The organism is Streptomyces blastmyceticus, from assembly GCF_039521185.1.
GTDB lineage: Bacteria > Actinomycetota > Actinomycetes > Streptomycetales > Streptomycetaceae > Streptomyces > Streptomyces blastmyceticus.
In genome coordinates this window covers 1,069,498-1,090,605 of record NZ_BAAABW010000026.1, presented here as the reverse complement: position 1 = coordinate 1,090,605, position 21,108 = coordinate 1,069,498, and the positions used below count along the sequence as shown (strand labels likewise).

The window sequence follows — 21,108 nt, the reverse complement described above, 5'->3', positions numbered from 1 at the left end:
CGTCAGCGCGCGGTCGGGAACGCGCTGGTGAAGAGCGAGCGCAGCAGCGCCTCGTCGGAGGGCGGCAGCTCCGCGACGAAGCGCGTCAGGACGACCTCGCGGTCCGCGAGCCCGTCCAGGATCTTGCGCATGCGCCGCGCCGCCAGCCCCGCCTCGTCGGCCACCGGCGCATAGGCGTACGCGCGCCCCCGCGGGGTGCGCGAGAGCACCTCCTTGCCGTGCAGCCGGGACAGGATCGTCACCACCGTGCTGTACGTCAGCTCGCCCGCCAGCCGGCCCTGGACCTCGCGGGGGGTCAGCGGCCCCTCGGCACGCTGCAGCGCGGCGAGCACCTCGCCCTCCAGCGCTCCGTTCGCGCGGCGTCGGCCGCGGTGCACGACGGAGGTCGGTGTGGCTGTGTCCATGCGGAGGGTGTTCCTTCTGCCCAAGATCCACTGCTTTTACAGGGGTGTAGAAACGTTACGGTACCCGAACAGGCCGCCTGATTCGGAATCCACGGACATCTTGGGTGCCCGCACCGCCCCACAGGTCGTAGGGTCGAGCAGTGTTCGAACGACGAAAAGGGGCGCACGCCCGGGACCACGCCGCCCCGTCCCGCCGGAGACGCGCCGCTCCCCGCAAGCGCAGGCTGCGTCCTGCCTACCCGCGGCCGGGGCGGCAGGGCTTCCGGCGCTGGGTGCCGTCGTGGCGCCAGACACTGGGGCTCTTCCTCTCCGCCGGAGGGCTGCTCACCGCCCTCGTGGCGATCATGTACGTCCGTACCGACATACCCGCCGACCTCAACGCCTTCGCCACCCAGCAGGACAACGTCTACTACTGGGCCGACGGCACCGAGATGGCCCGCACCGGCGAGGTCAACCGGCAGGACACCGCGCTGGAGAAGATCCCCGAGAAGGTGCGGTGGGCCGCGCTCGCGGCCGAGAACGAGACCTTCTACTCCGACAGCGGCATCTCGGTGAGCGGGATGACGCGCGCGGTCACCAAGATGGTGACGGGCGGCAGCACCCAGGGCGGGTCCACGATCACCCAGCAGTACGTCAAGAACGCCTATCTCAACCAGCGGCAGACCTTCTCCCGCAAGCTCACCGAGATGTTCATCGCCATCAAGCTGGACAACCGGATGTCCAAGGACGACATCCTGGAGGGCTACCTCAACACCAGCTGGTTCGGGCGCGGCACCTACGGCATCCAGCGTGCCGCCCACGCCTACTACGGCAAGGACGTCTCCCAGCTCAACGCGAGCGAGGGCGCCTTCCTCGCCTCGCTGCTCAAGGGAGCCGGGCTCTACGACCCGTCGCTCGGCGCCAAGAACCACGCGCGCGCCGTGGAGCGCTGGAAGTGGATCCTCGACCGGATGGTCACCACCGGCAAGCTCTCCAAGGAGGAGCGGGCCCGCTACACCACCTTCCCCGAGCCGCAGGCCCCGCCGAAGCCCGCCGGGCTGACCGGGCAGACCGGCTATCTGGTGGAGACGGCGCGGGCCTACGTCAGCGCCCACACCGAGGTCACCGACCACGACTTCGACCTCGGCGGCTACCAGATCCGCACCACCTTCGAGAAGGCCAAGGTCGACGCCCTCGACAAGGCCGTCCAGGAGGTGCGGGGCAAGCTCGACCCCGAGAAGCGGGATTCGGACAAGGACGTGCGCATCGGCGCGGCCTCCGTCACCACTGATGGGCGGATCGTGGCCCTGCACGGCGGCCCGGGCTATCTCAAGCAGGGGTTCAACGACGCGAATTCCGCTGTCGTCCCCGCCGGCACGGCCTTCACGCCCTTCGTCTACGCCGCCGCCCTCGGCGACGGCATCCAGCGCGAACGCGACAAGCCCCGCACCCCCGTCTCCCCCTCCACCGTCTACGACGGCGACAACCAGGTGTCCCTGCTCACCCCCGAAGGGCCCTACTGGGACCGCGCGGGGAAGATCGTGAAGGGCACGAACGACGGGGGGAAGTCCTGGGGGAAGATCAGCCTGCGGGACGCCGTCGCCCAGTCGGTCAACACCCCGATGATGCAGCTCGGCATGGACGTCGGCCTGGACCGCGTCGGCAGCACCGCCGTGCGGACGGGCCTGCTCGCGGACAGCCTCGGCACCAAGGTGCCCGCCTTCTCCCTGGGCAACACCACGCCCAGCGCCATCCGGATGGCCGGGGCGTACGGGACGTTCGCCGCCCAGGGCATGCACAGCGAGCCCTACTCCGTGGACAAGCTCAGCCGCAACGGCAACGCCGTGACCGTGGAGAAGCCGACGGCCGAGCGGGCCCTGCCGCAGCGCGTCGCGGCGGCCGTGGACGACGCGCTGCACGACGCCGTCAAGAAGGGCAGCGCGACCACCGCCGGGGCGGCCGCACCGGGCTCGGCGGGCAAGACCGGCACGGAGGAGAAGAACAAGTCGTCCTGGTACGTCGGTTACCAGGGCAAGCTCTCCACCGCCGTCTCGCTCTGCCGCATCGACCCGAAGACGCAGGAGCTGCTCCCGCTGGACGGCCTCGGCGGCGCCGCGAAGTCCGCGGCCGGCAGCCCGTACCCGATCGACATCTGGTCGGCGTACATGAAGGGGCAGAAGAGCTGAAGGCCCCGTGCGGCGCCGGACCTTCGAGGTCCGGCGCCGACCGGAAGAACGCCTACTTGACGAACGTCGCCCAGTCCGGGGACTGCGCCGGGTCCAGCCCGCGCAGCTTCGTCAGCACCTTCGGGTCCTGTACGTCCAGCCAGTCGGCGAGCTCCTTGAAGGACACGCAGCGCACGCCGTCCCGCTTGCAGACCGACTTCACGACGTCCTCGACGGCCTTCATGTATATGCCGCCGTTCCAGTCCTCGAAGTGGTTGCCCACGAACATCGGCGCCCGGCTGCCGTTGTAGACGCGCTGGAAGCCGTTCAGATAGCCGTCGCGCGTCAGCTTCCGCCACTCCTCGTACTTCGCGGGATCGCCCTTGGTGTTGTCACCGGACTGGTTGTAGAGGAAGTTGAAGTCCATCGACAGGACCTGCTTCTCGCTCTTCGGATACGGAAGCAGCTGCAGCGGGAAATTCCAGATGCCCTGGATCTGCGAGGGCCAGATCTGGAAGTCGCCGGGCGAGCTCGCGTCGTACCGCCAGCCGAACTGCTTCGCCGCCGGTATCAGCGTCTTCTGCCCCTCCAGACACGGGGCACGGCCGCCCACCAGCTCCTTCTTGTAGTCGAAGGGCAGCGGCGGGAGGTCCGTCAGGCCGGTGTTCGTCTTCCAGTTCTCCACGAAGGAGTAGGACTGCTCGATCTCGCTCTTCCACTCCGCCGGGCTCCAGTCGCCGCCGCCCTTGGCGCCGCAGAAGTGGCCGTTGAAGTGCGTGCCTATCTCGTTGCCGTCCAGCCAGGCGCCGCGTATCTGCTCGATGGTGTCCTTGATGTGCGGGTCCGTGGCGAAGTCGATCGCGGCCTCGCCCGGCTTGTGCTGCGGGGGCTTGTACAGCGAGGCCTTCGACTTCGGCAGCAGGTACATGCCGCTCAGGAAGAACGTCATCTTCGCGTTGTTGTCCTTGGCGACCTCCCGGAAGTGCGAGAGCTGGTGGTCGTCGCCCTCCAGCGCGCCGTCCCAGGAGAACACCACGAACTGCGGCGGCTTCTCGCCCGGCTTCAGCTTCTCCGGCTTCGGCTGGTTCGGCTGCGGACCGGTGTCGGACGTCGAACCGTCGCCGAGGACACGGATCTTGCCGTCCCACTTCTCCTCGGGCTTCTTGCTGCCCTCGGACTCGCCCTCCGGGACGTTCTTCGCCTTGTCCTTCGAGGGTGCGGAAGCGGACGGGGAGGAGCCCTTGGCGTCGTCGCTCTTGCCGGAGTCGCAGCCCGACAGCCCCAGCGCGAGGGCGGTCACAGCGCCCGCGGTGACCAGAGCCGTCCCGCCCCGCAAGGTCCTTTTCGACAAGGTACTTACCCCCTGGCGCCGTAAACAGATGTTCTGGCGGCAAGTATCACAGGTCGCCCGCGCGGCCCCGCAGGGCCGGGTGGTCCCCGACCACCGTGCAGGAACCGGGCGCGATCTCGGTGTACCCGGCGTCGTGGACCACCGGCAGCCCGCCCGCGGTCAGTTCCGCCCAGTGCTCCCGGCCGGCCGTCCGCACGGTGAGGGCGAAGCCGCTCTTCCGCCAGACCTCGCGCTCCTCGTCGGACAGCATCCACCACGCGAGCTGCGCGCCGTGCCCGACCTGCGCCATCGCCTTGCCCGCCGACATCGCGAGACCGGGGTTCAGCCACAGCACCGGAGTCCCGGGCTCCGGCGCGGCTGGGGGCACGGGCTCGTCCAGCTCCGTGCCCGAAACCTGGAGCTTCGCCAGCTCCTTGGGCCAGCCGTCCAGCGGCACGGGCGGGAAGACCCGCACCTCGGCCCGCTCACCGGTCACCGTGATGCCCGGCAGCGCCGTCGCCTTGCGCCACTCCTTGCCCCGCGCCCGCCGCACCACCTTGCGGATGCGGGAGTCCTGCCAGTCCCGCACGGCCCGCGCCCACTCGCCGTCGATCCCGTCGACGGTCCGGGCCCGCTCGTCCGACAGCAGCGTGAGCACCGCCCGCGCCGCGGTCTCCAGGGCGTCCGTACGGGCCGGGGGCTCGTCCTTCTCGATCCGTACGACGAGCGGCAGGACGAACTCCGGCGCCTCGTCCCGGAGCTCCACGGGGACGTCGGTCGCGGTGTCGGAAGCGGTGTCAGAACTGGTCACCCCCACAGTCTGCCAGCAGCCTGATGGGTGCATGGCAGGGCCCGCTACCGTGAGCGCATGAGACTCAGGGGGGTCGGCCGCCGCTACGGACCGCGCGGGCCGTGGGTGCTGCGCGACATCGACCTGGAGGTGCCGCAGGGCGCGCTGCTGCGCGTCGAGGGCGGCAACGGCAGCGGCAAGTCGACGCTCCTGCGCCTGCTCGCCGGCCTCGACGCGCCAACTGCGGGACGGATCACGGGCCGCCCGCGCACCGCGTACGTCCCCGAGCGGTTCCCGGCGGCCCTGCCGTTCACCGCCCTCGGCTATCTCACCGACCTCGGCCGCGTCCATGGCCTGAGCCGCTCCGCCGCCGCGCACGGCGCGCGGGTGTGGCTGGAGCGCTTCGGGGCGGGCGAGCACGCGCGCACCCCGCTGTCCGAACTCTCCAAGGGCACCAGTCAGAAGGTCGCCGTCGCCCAGGGCCTGCTCGCCGCACCCGGCCTCCTGGTCCTCGACGAGGCGTGGACCGGGCTCGACCGCGCCTCCCGCATCGTGCTCGACGGCGCGGTCGCGGAGCGCGTCGCCGCCGGGGGCACGGTCGTCTTCGTCGACCACGACCCACGGCGGCTGGCCGGGAAGCCGGACGCGGTCCACCGCGTGGAGTCGGCGCGACTGACCGCCGTGGCCGGGCAGCCGGCCGCCGACAGCGGTCCGCGCGTGCGGATCGAGGTGGAGGGCCCGCCCGGCGCACGGCTGCCGGAGGCACTGCCCGGCGGGCCGGACGTGGCACCCGCCGCACCCGCCGGCCTCCGGCTGACCGTCGCCGCCGCGCACTCGGACGCCCTCCTGCGGGCCCTGCTCGCCGCCCGCCCCGCCTGGCACATCCGCACCGTGACACCGGCGCACCCCGTACACCCGCACGGAAACGACCGAGGAGAGCCCGGCCGATGACCGCACTGCTCCGCTATCAGGCCGCCCTGCTGCTGCGCTCGCACCGCTGGCTCCCGCCGCTGCTGGTCTACGGCGCCTTCATGGCCGTCGGCGTGCAGTCCGGGCAGCCGGTCCTGGACTCCTTCGGCTACGCGTCGGCCGGCCTGCTGCCGGTGGCCGCGTGGCTGGTGCGGGTGTGCGTGACCAACGAGCCCGCGGCCGCCCGGGACTGCGCGGCCGCAGCGGCCGGGCCGTGGCGGGTGCACCTGGCCGCCGTGCTCACCGCGCTGGCCGCCTCCACGGTGCTCGCCGTCGCCGCCACCGCGGTCGTCGCCGGGATCGGCGACCCCCGCAGCGCCGACCACCAGGTGGACGTCCCGCTGTGGCCCGCGACCGCGCAGGGGCTGGTGGCCGCGGCCTCGTGCGCCCTGCTCGGCACGGGCGTCGGGGCCCTGTGCAACAGGCCCTTGCTGCGCAGCACCGCGTGGGCCGTGCCGTCCACCGTGCTCGCCGCGTTCCTGGTGCTCCTCGCCGGGATGTCGCCCGCCAACGCCGCCGTGACGGGGCTGGTCTCGGGCTCGCGCGACGGCACGGTGGACGTGTCCCTGCTGCCCCTCGCCGGGGCCGCCGTGCTCACGGCGGGGGCCGTCGCCGTGGCCTGCGCGCTCAGCTCCCGGCGGACGTGACGCCCGCCGCCGGGCGGGCATGGGCGACCATGGGGGCATGGACGCACACCAGGACGAGCGGCACGACGGCTTCGCCGACTGCGTGCACTGCGGCAAGCCCACCGAACACCCGGCCCGGCGGCCCGGCATCACGCTGTGCCCCGTCTGCGAGTGGCAGGAGGCACAGCGGACGGCCTGTTCCGGCTGACCGGGCTCAGCGGCCCGCGATCATGTCGGAGACACGTACGAACGTGTAGCCGCGGGCCCGCAGTTCCGGGACGATCTTCCGTACCGCCTCCTCCGCGACCGGCGCCGCGCTGCGCGTGCAGTGCATCACCACGACGGAACCGGGCTTCACCTGGGACAGCACCTGCTCCACCACCGGAGCCGACTTCTTGGCGAACGCGTCGCCGCTGATCACGTCCCACTGCACGGCCGTCACCCTGGCGGGAGCGATGACCCGCAGGGCGGCGTCGTCGTAACACCCGCCCGGGAAGCGGAAGTACGGGACCGTGTGCGCGACCCCGGCGCGCTTGAACGCCGCGAACGCGCGCTCCACGTCATCACGCGCGGAGCCGGGGGCGACGGCCGGCAGGCCGTAGCACGGCGAGGCGAACGCGTGGTGGGTGTAGGAGTGGTTGGCGACCTCGAAGAGCGGGTCGCCCCCGATGGACCTGGCCTCGTCCGGATACTGGTCCGCCCACTTGCCGGTCATGAAGACGGTGGCCGGCACGTCCAGCTTGCGCAGCGTCGCGATCAGCTCGGGGTTGTCGAACCGCTCGCCGCGGGCCGCCCGCTTGTCCTGATCGGCGGTCATGTCGGCGTCGAAGGTCAGTGCGACGCGCTTGGCCCCGTCGCGCCTGCCGTGCGCGAAGACGGGGGTGAGGCCGCCCGCCCCGGCGGGCAGGGTGGGCGCGGCGGAGGGCGGGGGAGAGGGGGCCGTGCGGGCCGCGGCTGTGGAGGGGGCACCGGATGGCGGGGCCGGGGTCTTCCCGGCACCGCCGCCGCACGCGGCGACCGTGCCGACGAGGGCGGCGACGGCTATGGACTGGGCGAAACGTCGGGACGAGAGCACGTCAAATCCTCTCAGCCCGATGGGGCAGCGGACCGCGGTGCACCCCGGACCGGGCGAACCGCTGTCCTCAATCGCCGGACGGGCCCGATTCGGCTGCCCGGATGCGGTCGCTGTGCGTGCCCCGGCCCGAGCTGCAGGGGTCAGCCGTTCGCGACCAGCGACTTCGCGTCGCGGGCCAGGGCGGTCAGCCGGGATATGGCGCGGAAGTACTTCTTGCGGTAGCCGCCGTTCAGCATCTCCTCGCCGAAGAGCTCGTCGAACGGGCGCCCGGAGGCCAGCACGGGTATCTCACGGTCGTAGAGCCGGTCGGCCAGGACCACGAGGCGCAGCGCCGTCGACTGGTCGGGCACCGGCTCGACGCCGGTCAGGCACACCGCGCGGACCGAGTCGCACATCGCGCCGTAACGGCTCGGGTGGACCTTGGAGAGGTGGTCGAGCAGCGAGGGGAAGTCGTCGAGCGAGGCGCCCGGCGTCGCGTACGCCGTACGGGTGACGATGTCGTCGCTGTGCGGGTCGGGCGCCTGCGGCAGCCCCCGGTGGCGGTAGTCCTCGCCGTCGATGCGCAGCGGCCGGAAGCGCGCGGACAGGCCCTGGATCTCGCGCAGGAAGTCCGCGGCGGCGAACCGGCCCTCGCCGAGCTTGCCCGGCAGCGTGTTGGAGGTCGCGGCGAGCGCCACGCCCGCGTCCACGAGCTTGCCCAGGAGGGTCGAGACGAGCACCGTGTCGCCCGGGTCGTCCAGCTCGAACTCGTCGATGCACAGCAGCCGGTGCCCGCCGAGGGTCTGCACGGTCTGCTGGAAGCCGAGCGCGCCGACCAGGTTGGTCAGCTCCACGAACGTGCCGAAGGCCTTCTGCTCCGGCGCGGCGGGTGTGGCGTGCCAGAGGGAGGCCAGCAGGTGGGTCTTGCCGACGCCGTAGCCGCCGTCGAGATAGACGCCGCGCGGCCCGTCGGCGGCGGGCTTCGCCTCGCGCCGGAACCAGCGCTTGCGACCGGTGCCGGTCGCGCTCGCGCCGCCCAGCCCGGCCGCGAAGGCGTCGAGCACGCGCACGGCCTCGGCCTGGCTGGGCTGCTTGGCGTCGGGTATGTAGGTGTCGAAGCGCACCGCGTCGAAGCGCGGCGGCGGCACCATCTCGGCGACCAGACGGTCGGCCGGTACGTGCGGGGCACGCGAGGTCAGGGCGATCGGCGAACCGGCGCCCTGCCCGGCTATCGGACCCGAGGGGTCGGCCGGGGCCGGGGCTGAGGAGGCTGCCGGGGCTGCCGCGCCGGAAGCGGATGCAGTGGAGGCTGACACAACCGTCCAGCCTAGTCGCTGTCCGCCCCGCACCGGCCACCGGAAAGGCGAGGCATGTCACACTGCGGCCTATGCGACGCCTGTTCCCCTCTCCGCCCACCCCGTCCGACACCGAGGAACGCACCTGGGACCTGGACGAGCTCGCCGATGCCTACGCCTACCCCGAAACCACGGGCGGCGCCTGGCTGCGGGCCAACATGGTCTCGTCCCTCGACGGGGCGGCCCACCACGAGGGGCGCTCGCAGCCGCTGTCCTCCGACGCCGACATGCGGATCTTCGGCACGCTGCGGGGTCTCGCGGACGCCGTGGTGGTGGGCGCGGAGACCGTACGGCAGGAGGGCTACCGGCCCGCGCGGGCGCGCGAGGCGTTCGCGGCGCGGCGCGCGGCGCTCGGCCAGGGGCCCGCGCCGGTGATCGCGATCGTGAGCGCCGGTCTCGACCTGGACTTCTCGCTTCCGCTGTTCACCCGGCCGCTGGTGCCCACCCTCGTGCTGACCGGCGAGGACGCGCCCGCGGACCGCGTCGCGGCGGCGCGGGCGGCGGGCGCCGAGGTGATCGTGGCCGGTGAGGGGCGCCGGGTGGACCCGGCGCGGGTGCCCGGGGTGCTGGCCGAGCGGGGGCTCGTGCGGCTGCTGACGGAGGGCGGTCCGGTGCTGCTGGGTCAGTTCGCGTCCGCCGGGGTACTGGACGAGATGTGTCTCTCACTGGCCCCTCTGGTCGCCTCCGGCACCTCGCCGCGCATTGTGAACGGACCGTCGATGGCGGTGCCGGAACGATTCGTCCTGGCTTCGGTCCTCGAAGAGGCGGGATTTCTCTTCACGAGGTACCGAAGGGTCTGACAATCGGCGGAATTTTCCACTCCGGTTACCTCTCGGTGGGCAGAATTGAGTCGGACGCCCCCTCAGGGGAACGTGATCAGAACAGGCGGGCCCAGGGGGGCACGCGCAGGATGGTTTCTGTTGGGCCCGGTGGCCCACGAAGGAGAAGGGCTCCCACCGTGTTCACGAGCGTATTGATGATCGAGCAGCCGCTGTCCGCCGCAGACGTCGATTTCGTCACCACCCTTCACGACGACCAGATGTCCTTCGTCGTCCTGATGCAGCCCAGAGGCGCCGAGGACCGGCTGCTGCGCGCCATCGACGACGTCGCGCTCGGCGAGCTGGAACAAGCGGTCCACGAGGCCGACGAGCCCGAGGGGGAGGAGGCCCGCCGGCCCGCGGCACTCGCACTCGAACACTCGCTCCAGTCGCTCCGCTCCGCGGGGTCCGAGGCCGTCGGCCAGCTCGTCGACGGGCACCCGCTCGACCTGCTGCGGTCCGTCGTCGACCAGACGCACGCCGACGAGGTGATCGTGCTGACGGCCCCGCACCTGGTCGAGGAGTTCTTCCACCGCGACTGGGCCTCCCGCGCCCGCCACAAGGTCGGCGTGCCCGTGCTCAAGCTCTACGCCCACAACGACGAGGACGAGGGCTGACCGCCTCCCGCCCCCGCCCGCTCAGCCCCCGCCCAGCCGCCCGTCGGCCATCGACAGCACCCGGTCCGCAGCTCCGAGCAGCGCCCGGTCGTGGGTGACCAGCACCGTCGCCGTGCGATGCCGGCGGGTCACCTCGGCCAGCAGCTCCACGACCTGCTCGCCCCGCTCGTGATCCAGCGCGGAGGTCGGCTCGTCGACCAGCAGGACGGAAGGACTGCCGGACAGCGCGCGGGCGATGTTCACGCGCTGCCGCTCGCCCCCGGACAGCTGGTGCGGGCGGCGGCGCCGCTTCGCCGCGTCCAGACCGACCGACTCCAGCAGCTCCGCCGCGCGCGGCCGGGCGGCCCGTACGCTTCCGCCCCGCAGGTGCGCGACCGCCAGCAGCTGCTCCTCGGCCGTCAGGGACGGCAGCAGGTTCGCCTGCTGGAACACGATGCCGATCCGCTCGCGCCGCAGCGCCGTACGCTCCCTGTCGCTCATCGCGGCCGTGTCCCGCCCGGCCAGGACCACCCGGCCCGCGTCCGGGCGCAGCAGGGTCGCCGCCACCGCCAGCAGGCTCGACTTTCCCGAGCCGGACGGCCCGGCGACCGCCACCAGCTCTCCGGGCGCCACATCCAGACAGACGCCGTCCAGGGCCGTGAGCCTGCGATCACCATCCGGATAGGTGAGTTTCACTGCTTCCAGCGACAGAACGGAAGAGGTGTTCAACGGGACGCTCCCAGTGCGGTCAGCGGATCGACGGAGGTGATGCGGCGGACGGCGAGTGCGGAACCGGCCAGCCCCAGCAGGACCATCGCCCCCACCGGTACGGCCACGGTGGCCGCGCTCAGCTCGAACGGGACCGCGGCCGCGGCCAGCGCCCCGCCGCCCGCGCCCGCCGCCGCGCCCAGGGCCGCCCCGGCGAGCAGCACGGCGGCCGCCTGCCCGAGGGCGTCCCGCACCAGATAGCCGCTGCTCGCGCCCACCGCCTTGAGCACGGCGACATCGGGGCGCCGCTGCACCGTCCACACCGTGAAGAAGGCCCCCACCACCAGCGCGCTCACCACGAACAGGAAGCCCTGGAGGAGCTGGAGCGTGCCGTGCTCCGCCGCGTAACCGTCGATCCCCTCCAGCGCCGCGCCGGTCCCGGCGGCCTCCGTGGTCCGGGCGGCGGGCCCGTCCGGGCGGCCGGTGCCGGTCACGGCGAGCGCGGTCGGCTGCTGCTGGTGGGCCGCCCGCTGCCAGGCCGTGAGCGTCGTCCACACGCTCGGGGCGTGCCCGTGGCTCCGGTCGGCGGTGATGCCCGAGACGGTCAGTTCCTCGGCGCCGAGGGTGACGCGGTCACCCACCCGTACGCCGCTCTCGCGGGCCAGCCGCTCGCCGACCGCCACTCCGCCGTCCCCGGGGGCCGAGCCGGAGCGCAGTGGCGGCAGCAGCCGCCCGGACGCCCCGAACGCGCTCACCGACGACGCCTTCCCGGCCGCGGTGAGCCGGGTCATCGCGACGCCGAACGGCTCGGCGGAGGTCACCTCCGGCGCCGCGCGCCACGCGGCGAGCTGCCCGTCGTCGACGCTGCTGCCGGAGAACGACACCTCCGGCTCGGCCCCCTTCGGCGCCCCGAAGACGATCCGGTCCGCCGGCAGCCCCGCGACGGCCGAGGTGGCCTCGCGGGCCAGCCCGTCGGTCAGGCCGTAGAGAAAGACCACCAGCGTGGTGATGAGCGCGACGACCGAGCCCATCAGGGCGAACCGCCCCCGGGCGAAACGGATGTCACGGAGCGCGACGAACAAGGGAACCCTCCAGGGACCTGATCAGGACCCCACCACGCTCCCGCACCGGGCGCCCGCCGCCATCAGGGCAAGGACTGCTCCTCGCCCCGCCCGTCCGGTGCACCCCAAAATCAATCGAACGGTTGAGGGCCCGCGAAACGGGGTGCCACGCGCGGAGCCGTACGCTCGATGGGGTGACCCCGAACAGCCGCTCCGACGTCGCCGCGCACCCGCCCGGAGCCCCTGCGGAGGCCGACGGCCGCCCCCACCCCGCCTCGGACGCCCCCTCGCTGCGGCTGGTGCGGCTCGCCCTGCACGGGTCGTTCTACGCGCTGCTCGGCGTCGCCCTCGGGCCGGTCGCCGTCGGGGCCAAGCCCTTGGCATTGCTCGCACCCGGCCTCGCGCTGGCCGCCGTCTACGGCCTCGCCGTCGTCCGCGGGCCCGGGCGCACGACAGGCGCCGACAGGGGCGCGCCGATCGGCGTGGCGGGATTCTCCGCCCGCGCGGGGCGGCTGTGGCTCGCCGCCGTCACCGCGCTGTGGCTCGTGCTCCTGTGCATGGACCACGGCTTCAGCTACGTCGCCTTCCCGCTCTTCTTCCTGTTCCTGCACGCCCTGCCCGTGCGCTGGTCCCTGCCCGCGGTCGCCGCCGCCACCGCAGCGGTCGTCGCGGCCCAGGCGGCCGCCCCCGGCGGGCTCACCGCCGCCAAGGTGATCGGCCCGGTCGCCGGTGCCGCCGTCGCCGTCCTGACCGCGTACGGCTATGCCGCGCTCTACCGCGAGACCCGCCGTCGGCAGCGCCTGATCGACGACCTCGTGCGGACCAGGGACGAGCTGGCCGCCGCCCAGCGGGAGGCCGGGCGGCTCGCCGAACGGCAGCGGCTGGCCCGCGAGATCCACGACACCCTCGCGCAGGGCCTGTCCAGCATCGTCCTGCTCGCCCGCGCAGCCGAGACCGCGGACCCCGGCGCGGCACGCGCGCGGATGCGCGAGGTCGCCCGGACGGCGTCCGACAACCTCGCCGAGGCCCGGCGCTTCGTCCAGGCCCTCACCCCGCCCGCCCTCGAGGACGCGCCCCTGCCCGAGGCCCTGCGCCGGGTCACCGCGCGGACCGTCCCCACGGCCGCCTTCCACCTCGACGGCGAGCCCTGCGCGCTGCCCGTCGAGAGCGAGGTGGCCCTGCTGCGCCTCACCCAGGAGGCGCTCGCCAACGTGGCCCGGCACGCGCGCGCCGACCGCGCCGCCGTGACCCTCGCCTACCTCGACGGCCAGGTCACCCTCGACATCTACGACGACGGCGTCGGCTTCGCCCCCGGCGACGGGCCCGCCGACGGGCGCCGGACGTTCGGCCTGCACGGCATGCGCGAACGCATCGCCGAGCTCGGCGGCACGCTCACCGTCGAGTCCGCGCCGGGGGAGGGCACCGCCGTCGCCGCGGCACTGCCGGTGCGGACACCCGTACCGGCTCCCCGGCCCGCTCCTGACGCCCCGGCGAAGGCGGGTGCCCGGTGATCCGCGTACTCCTGGTCGACGACCACCCCGTCGTACGGCGCGGGCTGCGCGCCATGGTCGACGAGCTGCCCGAGGTGAGCGCCGTCGGCGAGGCCGCCGACGGCGCCGAGGCGCTGCGCCTCCTCGACGGCGGGGCCCGGCCCGACGTGGTGCTGATGGACCTCCAGATGGGCGCCGGGATGCACGGCGTCGAGGCCACCCGCCGCATCACGGCCCTGCCCGATCCGCCCGCCGTGCTGATCCTGACCACCTACAGCACCGACGCCGACATCCTCGCCGCCGTCGAGGCCGGGGCGACCGGCTACCTCCTCAAGGACGCGCCGCCGGAGGATGTCGCGGCCGCCGTCCACGCGGCCGCCCGCGGCGAGACGGTCCTGGCCCCGCCCGTCGCCGCCCGCCTGCTCGGCCGGGTGCGGGCGGGGCGGCCCGCCCTCTCGCCGCGCGAGGCCGAGATCCTCGGGCTGCTCGCCGAGGGCCTGGCCAACAAGCAGATCTCCCGGCGGCTGTTCATCAGCGAGGCCACGGTCAAGACCCACCTCGTGCACATCTACGGCAAGCTCGGCGTGGACAGCCGCACAGCGGCCATCGCGGCGGGCCTGGCGCAGGGCCTGATCCGCCCGGTATGACGGATATGGGGCAACCGGGGGACGCAGTGTCGGCGGCGGGTGCAAGAATCACTCCTCAGACCCAGCTATCCAGACCTCAGGGAGCACCGCACATGGCACCGGCCGTCCCCACGACGATGGACCGACCGCACTTCATCGGCATCGGCGGCGCCGGAATGTCGGGCATCGCGAAGATCCTCGCGCAGCGCGGCGCGCGCGTCGCGGGCAGCGACGCCAAGGAGTCCGCGACCGCGGACGCCCTGCGCGCCCTCGGTGCCACCGTGCACATCGGGCACGCGGCGGAGCACCTCGCCGAGGACGCCACCTGCGTCGTCGTCTCCAGCGCCATCCGCGCCGACAACCCCGAGCTGGCGGCCGCGGCCGAGCGCGGCATCCCCGTCGTGCACCGTTCCGACGCGCTGGCCCGGCTGATGGACGGCCTGCGTCCGATCGCCGTCGCGGGCACGCACGGCAAGACGACCACGACCTCGATGCTCGCGGTCTCCCTCGACTCCCTGGGCCTCGACCCGTCGTACGCCATCGGCGGCGACCTCGACGCCCCCGGCTCCAACGCCCGGCACGGCGCGGGCGAGATCTTCGTGGCGGAGGCGGACGAGAGCGACCGCAGCTTCCACAAGTACGCGCCCGAGGTCGCCATCATCCTCAACGTGGAGCTCGACCACCACGCGAACTACGCGTCGATGGACGAGATCTACGAGTCGTTCGAGACCTTCGTCGGCCGGATCCGCCCCGGCGGCACCCTCGTCGTCTCCGCCGACCAGGCGGGCGCGCGCGAGCTGACGGAGCGCATCTCCGGCCGCCACGACATCGAGGTCGTCACCTACGGCGCGGCCGAGGACGCGGACGTCCGGGTCCTGAAGGTCAACCCCCGCGGCCTGACCAGCGAGGTCACCGTCCTCCTGGGCGGCAAGATGCTCACCTTCACGGTCTCCGTCCCCGGCAGCCACTACGCGCACAACGCCGTCGCCGCCCTCGCCGCGGGCGTGGCCCTCGGCCTCCCGCTGCACAACCTGGCTTCCGCGCTCGGGAAGTACACCGGCGTCAAGCGCCGCCTCCAGCTCAAGGGCGAGACGAACGGCGTCCAGGTCATCGACTCCTACGCCCACCACCCGACCGAGATGACCGCCGACCTGGAGGCCATCCGCGGCGCGGCCGACGCCGGCTCGCGCATCCTCGTCGTCTTCCAGCCGCACCTCTTCAGCCGCACCCAGGAGCTGGGCACCGAGATGGGGCAGGCGCTGGCCCTGGCCGACTCCTCCGTCGTCCTCGACATCTACCCCGCCCGCGAGGACCCGATCCCCGGCATCACCAGCACCCTGATCATCGACGCGGCCCGCACCGGGGGCGCCGACGTCCGCCCCGAGCACGACATGGCCGCCGTGCCCGACGTGATCGCGGGAATGGCCCGGCCCGGTGATCTCGTTCTCACCATGGGCGCCGGCGATGTGACCGACCTCGGTCCGCGCATCCTGGCCCGCCTGGAGAGCTGACCGAACTGCCCGAGAGGGGCGAGATGTCGTACGAGGTCGAGAAGCCGGACGAGCAGTGGCGCGCGGAGCTGACCCCGGCGGAGTACCAGGTGCTCCGCCGGGCCGGCACGGAACCCGCCTTCCGCGGTGAGTACACCGACACCACGACGGCCGGGGTCTACTCCTGCCGGGCCTGCGGGGCGGAGCTGTTCCGCTCCACGGAGAAGTTCGCGAGCCACTGCGGGTGGCCGAGCTTCTACGACCCGAAGGACTCCGCCGCGGTCGAGCTGATCGAGGACCGCTCGCACGGCATGCTCCGCACGGAGGTCCGCTGCGCACGCTGCGGCTCCCACCTCGGCCACGTCTTCGAGGGCGAGGGCTACCCCACGCCCACCGACCAGCGCTACTGCATCAACTCCATCTCACTGACGCTGGAGCCGGTGACGGACTGAGCGCGCCTCAGCCGCCACAGCGCAGCACGGCGGCGGACTCCGCGGGGAGCGTGAGCACCCCGTCCGCGCCCGGCAGGTCCACCGGTTGCCACGCGGCCAGGATCCCGGTGGGGCGCGTGGCCGTGCCGAGCGGGATCGTGGCCGGGCCGCCGGTCGGGTTGACGGCGACGCACAGCGACCCCCGCCGCAGCACGGTGGTGAGGTCACCGGCGACGGTGACGTCCGTCGCGGCGAGCGGCGCCCGCGCCAGGTCCCGCTCGCCGCGCCGCAGCGCGATCAGCCGCCGGTGCCAGGCGAGCAGCGCCGCGTGCGGCTCCCGCCCCGGTTCCGCCCAGTCCAGGCAGGAGCGGGCGCGGGTGGCCGGGTCCTGGGGGTCGGGGATCTCCTCGGCGGTCCAGCCGTGCGCGGCGAACTCGCGCCGGCGGCCGGTGCGTACCGCCTCGGCCAGCTGCGGATCCGTGTGGTCGGTGAAGAACTGCCACGGCGTCCGGGCCCCCCACTCCTCGCCCATGAAGAGCATCGGGGTGAACGGCCCGCACAGCACGAGCGCGGCGGCGCAGGCCAGCAGCCCGGGGGAGAGGCGGGCCGACAGCCGGTCGCCGAGCGCCCGGTTGCCGATCTGGTCGTGGTTCTGGGCGTAGCCGAGGAGGCGGTACGCGGGCACCGCGCCCGCGTCGAGCGGCCGCCCGTGGTGGCGACCGCGGAACGAGGAGTACGTGCCGTCGTGGAAGAAGCCGCCGCGCAGCGTCTTGGCGAGCGCCGCGGCCGGATCGGCGGCGAAGTCGGCGTAGTAGCCCTGGGACTCATCCGTCAGGGCGGTGTGCAGGGCGTGGTGGAAGTCGTCGTTCCACTGCGCGTGCAGGCCCAGGCCGCCCGCCTGACGCGGCGTCACCGCGGCCGGGTCGTTCCGGTCGGACTCGGCGATCAGGAACAGCGGCCGCCCCAGCCGCGCGCCCAGCCCGTCCACGGCGGCGGACAGCTCGGCGAGGAAGTGCGGGGTCCGGGTGTCGGCCAGCGCGTGCACCGCGTCCAGCCGCAGCCCGTCCAGCCCGTAGTCCCGCAGCCACGCCAGCGCACTGCCCGTCAGATACGCGCGGACCTCGTCGGAGCCGGGGGCGTCGAGGTTGACGGCCGCGCCCCACGGCGTGTGGTGGGTGTCGGTGAAGTACGGGCCGAACGCGGGCAGGTGGTTGCCGGACGGCCCCAGGTGGTTGTGCACCACGTCGAGGACCACCCCGAGCCCCAGCCCGTGCGCCGCGGCCACGAAGCGCCGCAGGCCCGCCGGGCCGCCGTAGGGCTCGTGCACCGCCCAGGGCGACACGCCCTCGTACCCCCAGCCGTGCGTGCCCGGGAACGGGCACACCGGCATCAGCTCCACATGCGTGATCCCCAGGTCCACCAGGTGCGGCAGCCGCCCGACGGCCGCGTCGAAGGTGCCCTCCCGGGTGAACGTGCCGATGTGCAGCTCGTAGAGGACCGCGCCCGGCAACGGCACGCCCGGCCACTCCTCCGGGCCCGGCGGGACGGAGAGGCCGACGACCGCACTGAGCCCGTCCGGCCCGTCCGGCTGCCGCCGCGAACGGGGGTCGGGCAGCACCGGCCCGCCGTCCAGGGCGAAGCCGTACCGCGTCCCTTCGGCGGCCGGGGCCTCGCACCGCCACCAGCCGGCGCGCCCGGGATCGCGCTCCATCGCACGCGCCGGCCCGTCCGCGCACAGCACGACCTGACCGGCCTCCGGCGCCCACACCTCGAACAGCACTGACGGCTCCCCTCGACGGCGGTGCTGCCCATGGTGCCCGAAACCGGCTAAGGAACGAGGTCGATCTGCTCCTGCGCGATCGGGTAACCCGCCCGCGCGAAGTGGGCCGCCATGGGGAAGTTGCCCTGGTCGGTCGCGCCGGCGATCCGGGTCGCGCCCTCGGCCACCAGGTCGTGGGTGCACTCGGCCAGCAGGTCGTACGCATAGCCGTGACCGCGCTGCTCCGGCACGACACCGATGTAACCCACGCACGGCCCACTGGGGTTGTGGGCGGGCACCTGGATGCCGACGGTCTCCCCCTCGGGCGTACGGGCGATCTTCCACCACGCGCGGGGCGAGGGCAGCCACTGCAGGAAACCCCACAGGTCGTCCAGCGCGGCCCGCGGACCGGACTCCGCGATGGCCTTGCCGTCGTGCGCGTCGAGCGAACCCTCGAAGACCCGCAGCAGCACGTCCCGCACGACGGCGTCGTCGGGCTCCGGGTGGAACTCCAGCCGCCCGGGGCGCTCCGGCAGCCCGCACCCGGCCGTCCACACATAGCGGTAGCGCTCGACCAGCCGCCGCATGCCCGCCGCCTCCGCCGCCGCGACACGGCCCTCGGCGGCGGCCCGTATCTCCGGGCGCTCGCGCCACCCCGGCGGCACCATCATGCTGTACTCCGCGGACAGCGGGGCCGTGCGCAGCAGCTCGGCGGCCGCCGCGGCCTCCCCGTCGGCGAAGTCGAACCAGTCCAGGCGCATCGGCGCCTCGTCGCCCGGCGCACCCCACCAGGCGGCACGGGCGACGACCTCGCCGCCGCGCAGGGCGACCCAGGTCCACTCCGGGCGGTAGTCGCCGCCCTCGTGCACGGGCACATAGCTGTGGCCGAAGGCGGCGCGGCCGACGAGGCCGGGGTCGGCCAGGGTGGTGAAGAGAGAGGTCTCGTGCTCGGCGAGCGCGCGGACGACCAGCTCGGTCATGTATGCCCTTTCGGTGGACAGCACCGGAAAGGTAGAGCGACCGCCGCCACCGCGTCCAACTCTTTTCCCGGCCGCGGCACTTAACGCTGGTGCAGCCCGCGCCCGGCCAGCGACAGGAAGACCTCGCCGACCGCCTCCGACAGGGTGGGGTGCGGATGGATGTGCTGGGCCACGTCGGCCGCCTCCGCCTCCCAGCCGACGATCAGCTGGCTCTCCGCGATCATCTCCGAGACGTGCGGGCCCACCAGATGCACGCCCAGCACCCGGCCGCCCTTCTCCGCCACGACCTTCACCAGGCCACCCTGCCCGTGCACCATGCCCTTGGCGACGGCCGTCAGCGGCATGGTGTTCACCTCGGCCTCGTGACCCCGGTCGCGGGCCTCGGCCTCGGACAGGCCGACGGACGCGGTCTGCGGGCTGGAGTAGGTGACACGCGGTACGGCCGCGTAGTCGACCGGCCGGGGCGTACGGCCCGCGAGCGTCTCGGCGACCAGCAGCCCCTCGGCGAAAGAGGCGTGCGCCAGCCCCAGGGAGGGCGGCGGCAGCAGGTCGCCGACCACGTGGATGCCCGGCACGGCGGTCTCCAGCCGCGCCCAGTCGGCCGGGGCGACGAACCCGCGCGCGTCCGTCGCCAGCCCGGCCGCCGACAGGTTCAGGCCGTCGGTGACCGGGACCCGGCCCACGGCCACCAGCAGCCGCTCCGCCTCCCGCACGTGCACCTCGCCCCGCGCCGTACGGACCGTCGCCCGCACCCCGCCCTCGTGCACCTGGGCGTCCTCCAGCCGCGCGCCCGCCAGCACATCGATGCCGCGCTTCTTCAGACCGCGCGTCAGATGGCGGCTCACATCGGAGTCCTCCAGCGGCAGCAGCCGGTCGGCGGCCTCCACCAGCGTCACCTCGGCCCCCATGGAGCGGTGCAGCGAGGCGTACTCGACCCCGATCGCGCCCCCGCCCAGCACCAGCACCGAGCCGGGCAGCCCCGGGGCGAACAGCGCGTCGTCGCTGGTGACGACCCGCCGCCCGTCCGGTGCCGGCCCCGGCGGCGTGCGCGGCCGGGAGCCGGTGGCCAGCACGATCCCCCGCCGGGCCGTCCACCGCGCCCCGGCCTCGGCCCCGGAGTCGACGCGCACCGTGCGCGGACCCGTGAGCGAGGCGGAACCGCGCACCACGCGCACCCGCGCGTGGGCCAGGTTTCCCTCCACACCCCGGTGGTTGCGGGAGACGATGTCGTCCCGGGTCGCCGTCAGCGCGGACCAGTCGACCTCCTCCAGCGACGCCTTGACGCCCCAGCGCTCGCGCGCCTCGACCATCCCGTCGACCAGCTCCGCCGCGTGCAGCATCGCCTTGCTCGGGATGCAGCCGCGGTGCAGACACGTGCCGCCGACCAGATCCCGCTCCGCCAGGATCACATCGAGCCCGAGCGCCGCGGCCCGCAGCGCCGTGCTGTAGCCGCCGGTCCCGCCACCGATGACGATGACGTCTGTTTCCTGTCCGCCGTCTCTCATGGATTCACCCTGCGCCCGCCAGGGATCATGGGTCCAACGCAATGTTTCGATCGCTTCGATGACGACCGTTCATGAGGGGGACCGATGAGCCTGCGACAGATGGAGTACCTGGTCGCGGTGGTCGAGGAGGAGTCCTTCACCCGCGCCGCCGAGACGCTCAACGTGACGCAGTCCGCGCTCTCCCACCAGATCAAGGCCCTGGAACGCGAGGTCGGCGGACCGCTCCTGGAGCGCCTCCCGCGCGGCATCGGGCTCACCCCCATGGGCCGCGCCTTCCTCCCGCACGCCGAACTCGCCGTCCGCAGTGCCGGACAGGCCCGCCGCGCGGCCAAGGCGGCCGCCGGCGCGGTCGGCGGCGAACTGCACATCGCGACCCTGCACGCCGTCGCCGTCGGCGTGCTGCCCGCCGTGTGCGCACGCTGGCGGCGCGAGTTTCCCGGCGTACGGCTGCGCCTGCACGAGTACGCGACCACGGAGGAACTGCGCGACCACATGGAGCGCGGCGTGGCCGACATCGCGCTCGGCCCCCGCCCCGACGCCTGGCACGGCCCGGTGGTGCCGCTCGGCGACGAGGAGATCGGCCTCGTCACCTCCGCCGACGACCCCCTCGCGGCCGGCGCGGAGCCGGTGCGGCTGGCCGACATCGCGGACCGGATGTGGGTGCGCTGCGCCCTGGAACCGGTGGTCCAGGGACAGCGCTGGCTGGACCGGGTCTGCGCGGAGGCCGGCTTCACCCCACGGACGGCCCTGTGGACCGAGCACTCCTCCACCGCCGTACGGATGGCGGTGGCCGGAGTGGGACTGGTCGCCGCGCCCGCGCACATGGCCCGCGACCTGCCCGGTGCCGCCGTCCTCGCCGTGGACCGGCCCTGGCGGCGCCCGCACGCGGCCTTCTCCCGCGTCGAACTCACCGGGATGGCCGCCGCCTTCGTCGCCCTCTGCCGGGAGCTGGCCTTCCCGGACACCTGACGC

At 73.7% G+C, this 21,108-nt stretch carries 21 protein-coding genes; 11 read left to right on the top strand and 10 right to left on the bottom strand.

Annotated elements, in window-relative coordinates:
• Positions 1-2: 2 nt before the first annotated feature.
• Entirely contained in the window at positions 3-404 is a 402-nt protein-coding gene (locus ABD269_RS27180) for a BlaI/MecI/CopY family transcriptional regulator (protein ID WP_301891637.1), read from the bottom strand.
• 140 nt (positions 405-544) lie between these two features.
• Here ABD269_RS27180 and ABD269_RS27175 point away from each other — a divergent pair, with 140 nt between their 5' ends.
• Positions 545-2,569, top strand: a complete 2,025-nt coding sequence (locus tag ABD269_RS27175; protein WP_344121947.1) for a transglycosylase domain-containing protein — start codon at positions 545-547, stop codon at positions 2,567-2,569.
• 52 nt (positions 2,570-2,621) lie between these two features.
• Here the strand turns inward: ABD269_RS27175 and ABD269_RS27170 are convergent, their stop codons facing one another.
• Together ABD269_RS27170 and ABD269_RS27165 are read right to left on the bottom strand one after the other, a co-directional pair.
• Positions 2,622-3,899, bottom strand: a complete 1,278-nt coding sequence (locus ABD269_RS27170) for a polysaccharide deacetylase family protein (RefSeq protein WP_301891634.1) — start codon at positions 3,897-3,899, stop codon at positions 2,622-2,624.
• Positions 3,900-3,945: 46 nt separating this feature from the next.
• The gene (locus tag ABD269_RS27165) at positions 3,946-4,722 is read right to left on the bottom strand and encodes an aminoacyl-tRNA hydrolase (protein WP_425572978.1); all 777 of its coding nucleotides are present in this window, start codon (positions 4,720-4,722) and stop codon (positions 3,946-3,948) included.
• A 24-nt stretch (positions 4,723-4,746) separates the two neighbouring features.
• Between ABD269_RS27165 and ABD269_RS27160 the strand changes: the two genes are divergently transcribed.
• The 3 genes from ABD269_RS27160 to ABD269_RS27150 are packed head-to-tail and all read left to right on the top strand — an operon-like array spanning position 4,747 to position 6,471.
• The gene (locus tag ABD269_RS27160; protein ID WP_344121941.1) at positions 4,747-5,619 is read left to right on the top strand and encodes an ABC transporter ATP-binding protein; all 873 of its coding nucleotides are present in this window, start codon (positions 4,747-4,749) and stop codon (positions 5,617-5,619) included.
• On the top strand, positions 5,616-6,284 hold the full coding sequence (locus ABD269_RS27155) for an ABC transporter (RefSeq protein ID WP_344121939.1): 669 nt from the start codon (positions 5,616-5,618) through the stop codon (positions 6,282-6,284). The genes ABD269_RS27160 and ABD269_RS27155 overlap by 4 nt, the downstream gene beginning before the upstream one ends.
• Positions 6,285-6,321: 37 nt before the next feature.
• Positions 6,322-6,471, top strand: coding sequence for a hypothetical protein (locus ABD269_RS27150; RefSeq protein WP_344122109.1), 150 nt, complete (start codon positions 6,322-6,324; stop codon positions 6,469-6,471).
• A 6-nt stretch (positions 6,472-6,477) separates the two neighbouring features.
• Here ABD269_RS27150 and ABD269_RS27145 read toward each other — a convergent pair whose 3' ends face one another.
• Both ABD269_RS27145 and zapE read right to left on the bottom strand, forming a co-directional pair.
• Positions 6,478-7,338: a polysaccharide deacetylase family protein gene (locus ABD269_RS27145; protein WP_344121937.1), complete on the bottom strand. Its 861-nt coding sequence runs from the start codon at positions 7,336-7,338 to the stop codon at positions 6,478-6,480.
• 140 nt (positions 7,339-7,478) lie between these two features.
• Positions 7,479-8,549 (bottom strand): cell division protein ZapE, encoded by a 1,071-nt coding sequence (gene zapE, locus ABD269_RS27140; RefSeq protein WP_344122102.1) that lies wholly within the window; start codon positions 8,547-8,549, stop codon positions 7,479-7,481.
• Between the two features lie 155 nt (positions 8,550-8,704).
• Between zapE and ABD269_RS27135 the strand changes: the two genes are divergently transcribed.
• Together ABD269_RS27135 and ABD269_RS27130 are read left to right on the top strand one after the other, a co-directional pair.
• Positions 8,705-9,472 (top strand): pyrimidine reductase family protein, encoded by a 768-nt coding sequence (locus ABD269_RS27135; protein WP_344121935.1) that lies wholly within the window; start codon positions 8,705-8,707, stop codon positions 9,470-9,472.
• A 158-nt stretch (positions 9,473-9,630) separates the two neighbouring features.
• Complete coding sequence (locus tag ABD269_RS27130; RefSeq protein ID WP_301891625.1) at positions 9,631-10,107, top strand: indole-3-glycerol phosphate synthase; 477 nt, start codon at positions 9,631-9,633, stop codon at positions 10,105-10,107.
• 21 nt (positions 10,108-10,128) lie between these two features.
• Here ABD269_RS27130 and ABD269_RS27125 read toward each other — a convergent pair whose 3' ends face one another.
• Entirely contained in the window at positions 10,129-10,815 is a 687-nt protein-coding gene (locus tag ABD269_RS27125; RefSeq protein ID WP_344121932.1) for an ABC transporter ATP-binding protein, read from the bottom strand.
• On the bottom strand, positions 10,812-11,876 hold the full coding sequence (locus ABD269_RS27120; RefSeq protein ID WP_344121930.1) for an ABC transporter permease: 1,065 nt from the start codon (positions 11,874-11,876) through the stop codon (positions 10,812-10,814). Before ABD269_RS27120 ends, ABD269_RS27125 begins: the two co-directional genes overlap by 4 nt.
• A gap of 173 nt (positions 11,877-12,049) precedes the next feature.
• Between ABD269_RS27120 and ABD269_RS27115 the strand changes: the two genes are divergently transcribed.
• The 4 genes from ABD269_RS27115 (at position 12,050) to msrB (ending at position 15,913) form a co-directional block, all read left to right on the top strand.
• Positions 12,050-13,366, top strand: coding sequence for a sensor histidine kinase (locus ABD269_RS27115; protein ID WP_344121928.1), 1,317 nt, complete (start codon positions 12,050-12,052; stop codon positions 13,364-13,366).
• On the top strand, positions 13,363-13,992 hold the full coding sequence (locus ABD269_RS27110) for a response regulator (protein WP_301891619.1): 630 nt from the start codon (positions 13,363-13,365) through the stop codon (positions 13,990-13,992). Before ABD269_RS27115 ends, ABD269_RS27110 begins: the two co-directional genes overlap by 4 nt.
• Before the next feature lie 92 nt (positions 13,993-14,084).
• A complete protein-coding gene (gene murC, locus ABD269_RS27105; RefSeq protein WP_344121925.1) occupies positions 14,085-15,482 on the top strand; it encodes a UDP-N-acetylmuramate--L-alanine ligase in 1,398 nt (465 codons plus the stop codon).
• Positions 15,483-15,505: 23 nt separating this feature from the next.
• Complete coding sequence (gene msrB, locus ABD269_RS27100) at positions 15,506-15,913, top strand: peptide-methionine (R)-S-oxide reductase MsrB (RefSeq protein WP_344121923.1); 408 nt, start codon at positions 15,506-15,508, stop codon at positions 15,911-15,913.
• A 7-nt stretch (positions 15,914-15,920) separates the two neighbouring features.
• On the opposite strand, the gene treZ is transcribed toward msrB, so the two are convergent.
• From treZ to lpdA, 3 genes are all read right to left on the bottom strand, one after another.
• Positions 15,921-17,672, bottom strand: a complete 1,752-nt coding sequence (gene treZ / locus ABD269_RS27095; protein WP_344121921.1) for a malto-oligosyltrehalose trehalohydrolase — start codon at positions 17,670-17,672, stop codon at positions 15,921-15,923.
• 47 nt (positions 17,673-17,719) lie between these two features.
• Positions 17,720-18,631, bottom strand: a complete 912-nt coding sequence (locus ABD269_RS27090) for a GNAT family N-acetyltransferase (protein ID WP_344121919.1) — start codon at positions 18,629-18,631, stop codon at positions 17,720-17,722.
• A gap of 80 nt (positions 18,632-18,711) precedes the next feature.
• Entirely contained in the window at positions 18,712-20,136 is a 1,425-nt protein-coding gene (gene lpdA, locus ABD269_RS27085; protein ID WP_344121917.1) for a dihydrolipoyl dehydrogenase, read from the bottom strand.
• Between the two features lie 84 nt (positions 20,137-20,220).
• Between lpdA and ABD269_RS27080 the strand changes: the two genes are divergently transcribed.
• The gene (locus ABD269_RS27080) at positions 20,221-21,105 is read left to right on the top strand and encodes a LysR family transcriptional regulator (protein ID WP_344121915.1); all 885 of its coding nucleotides are present in this window, start codon (positions 20,221-20,223) and stop codon (positions 21,103-21,105) included.
• Positions 21,106-21,108: the final 3 nt, after the last annotated feature.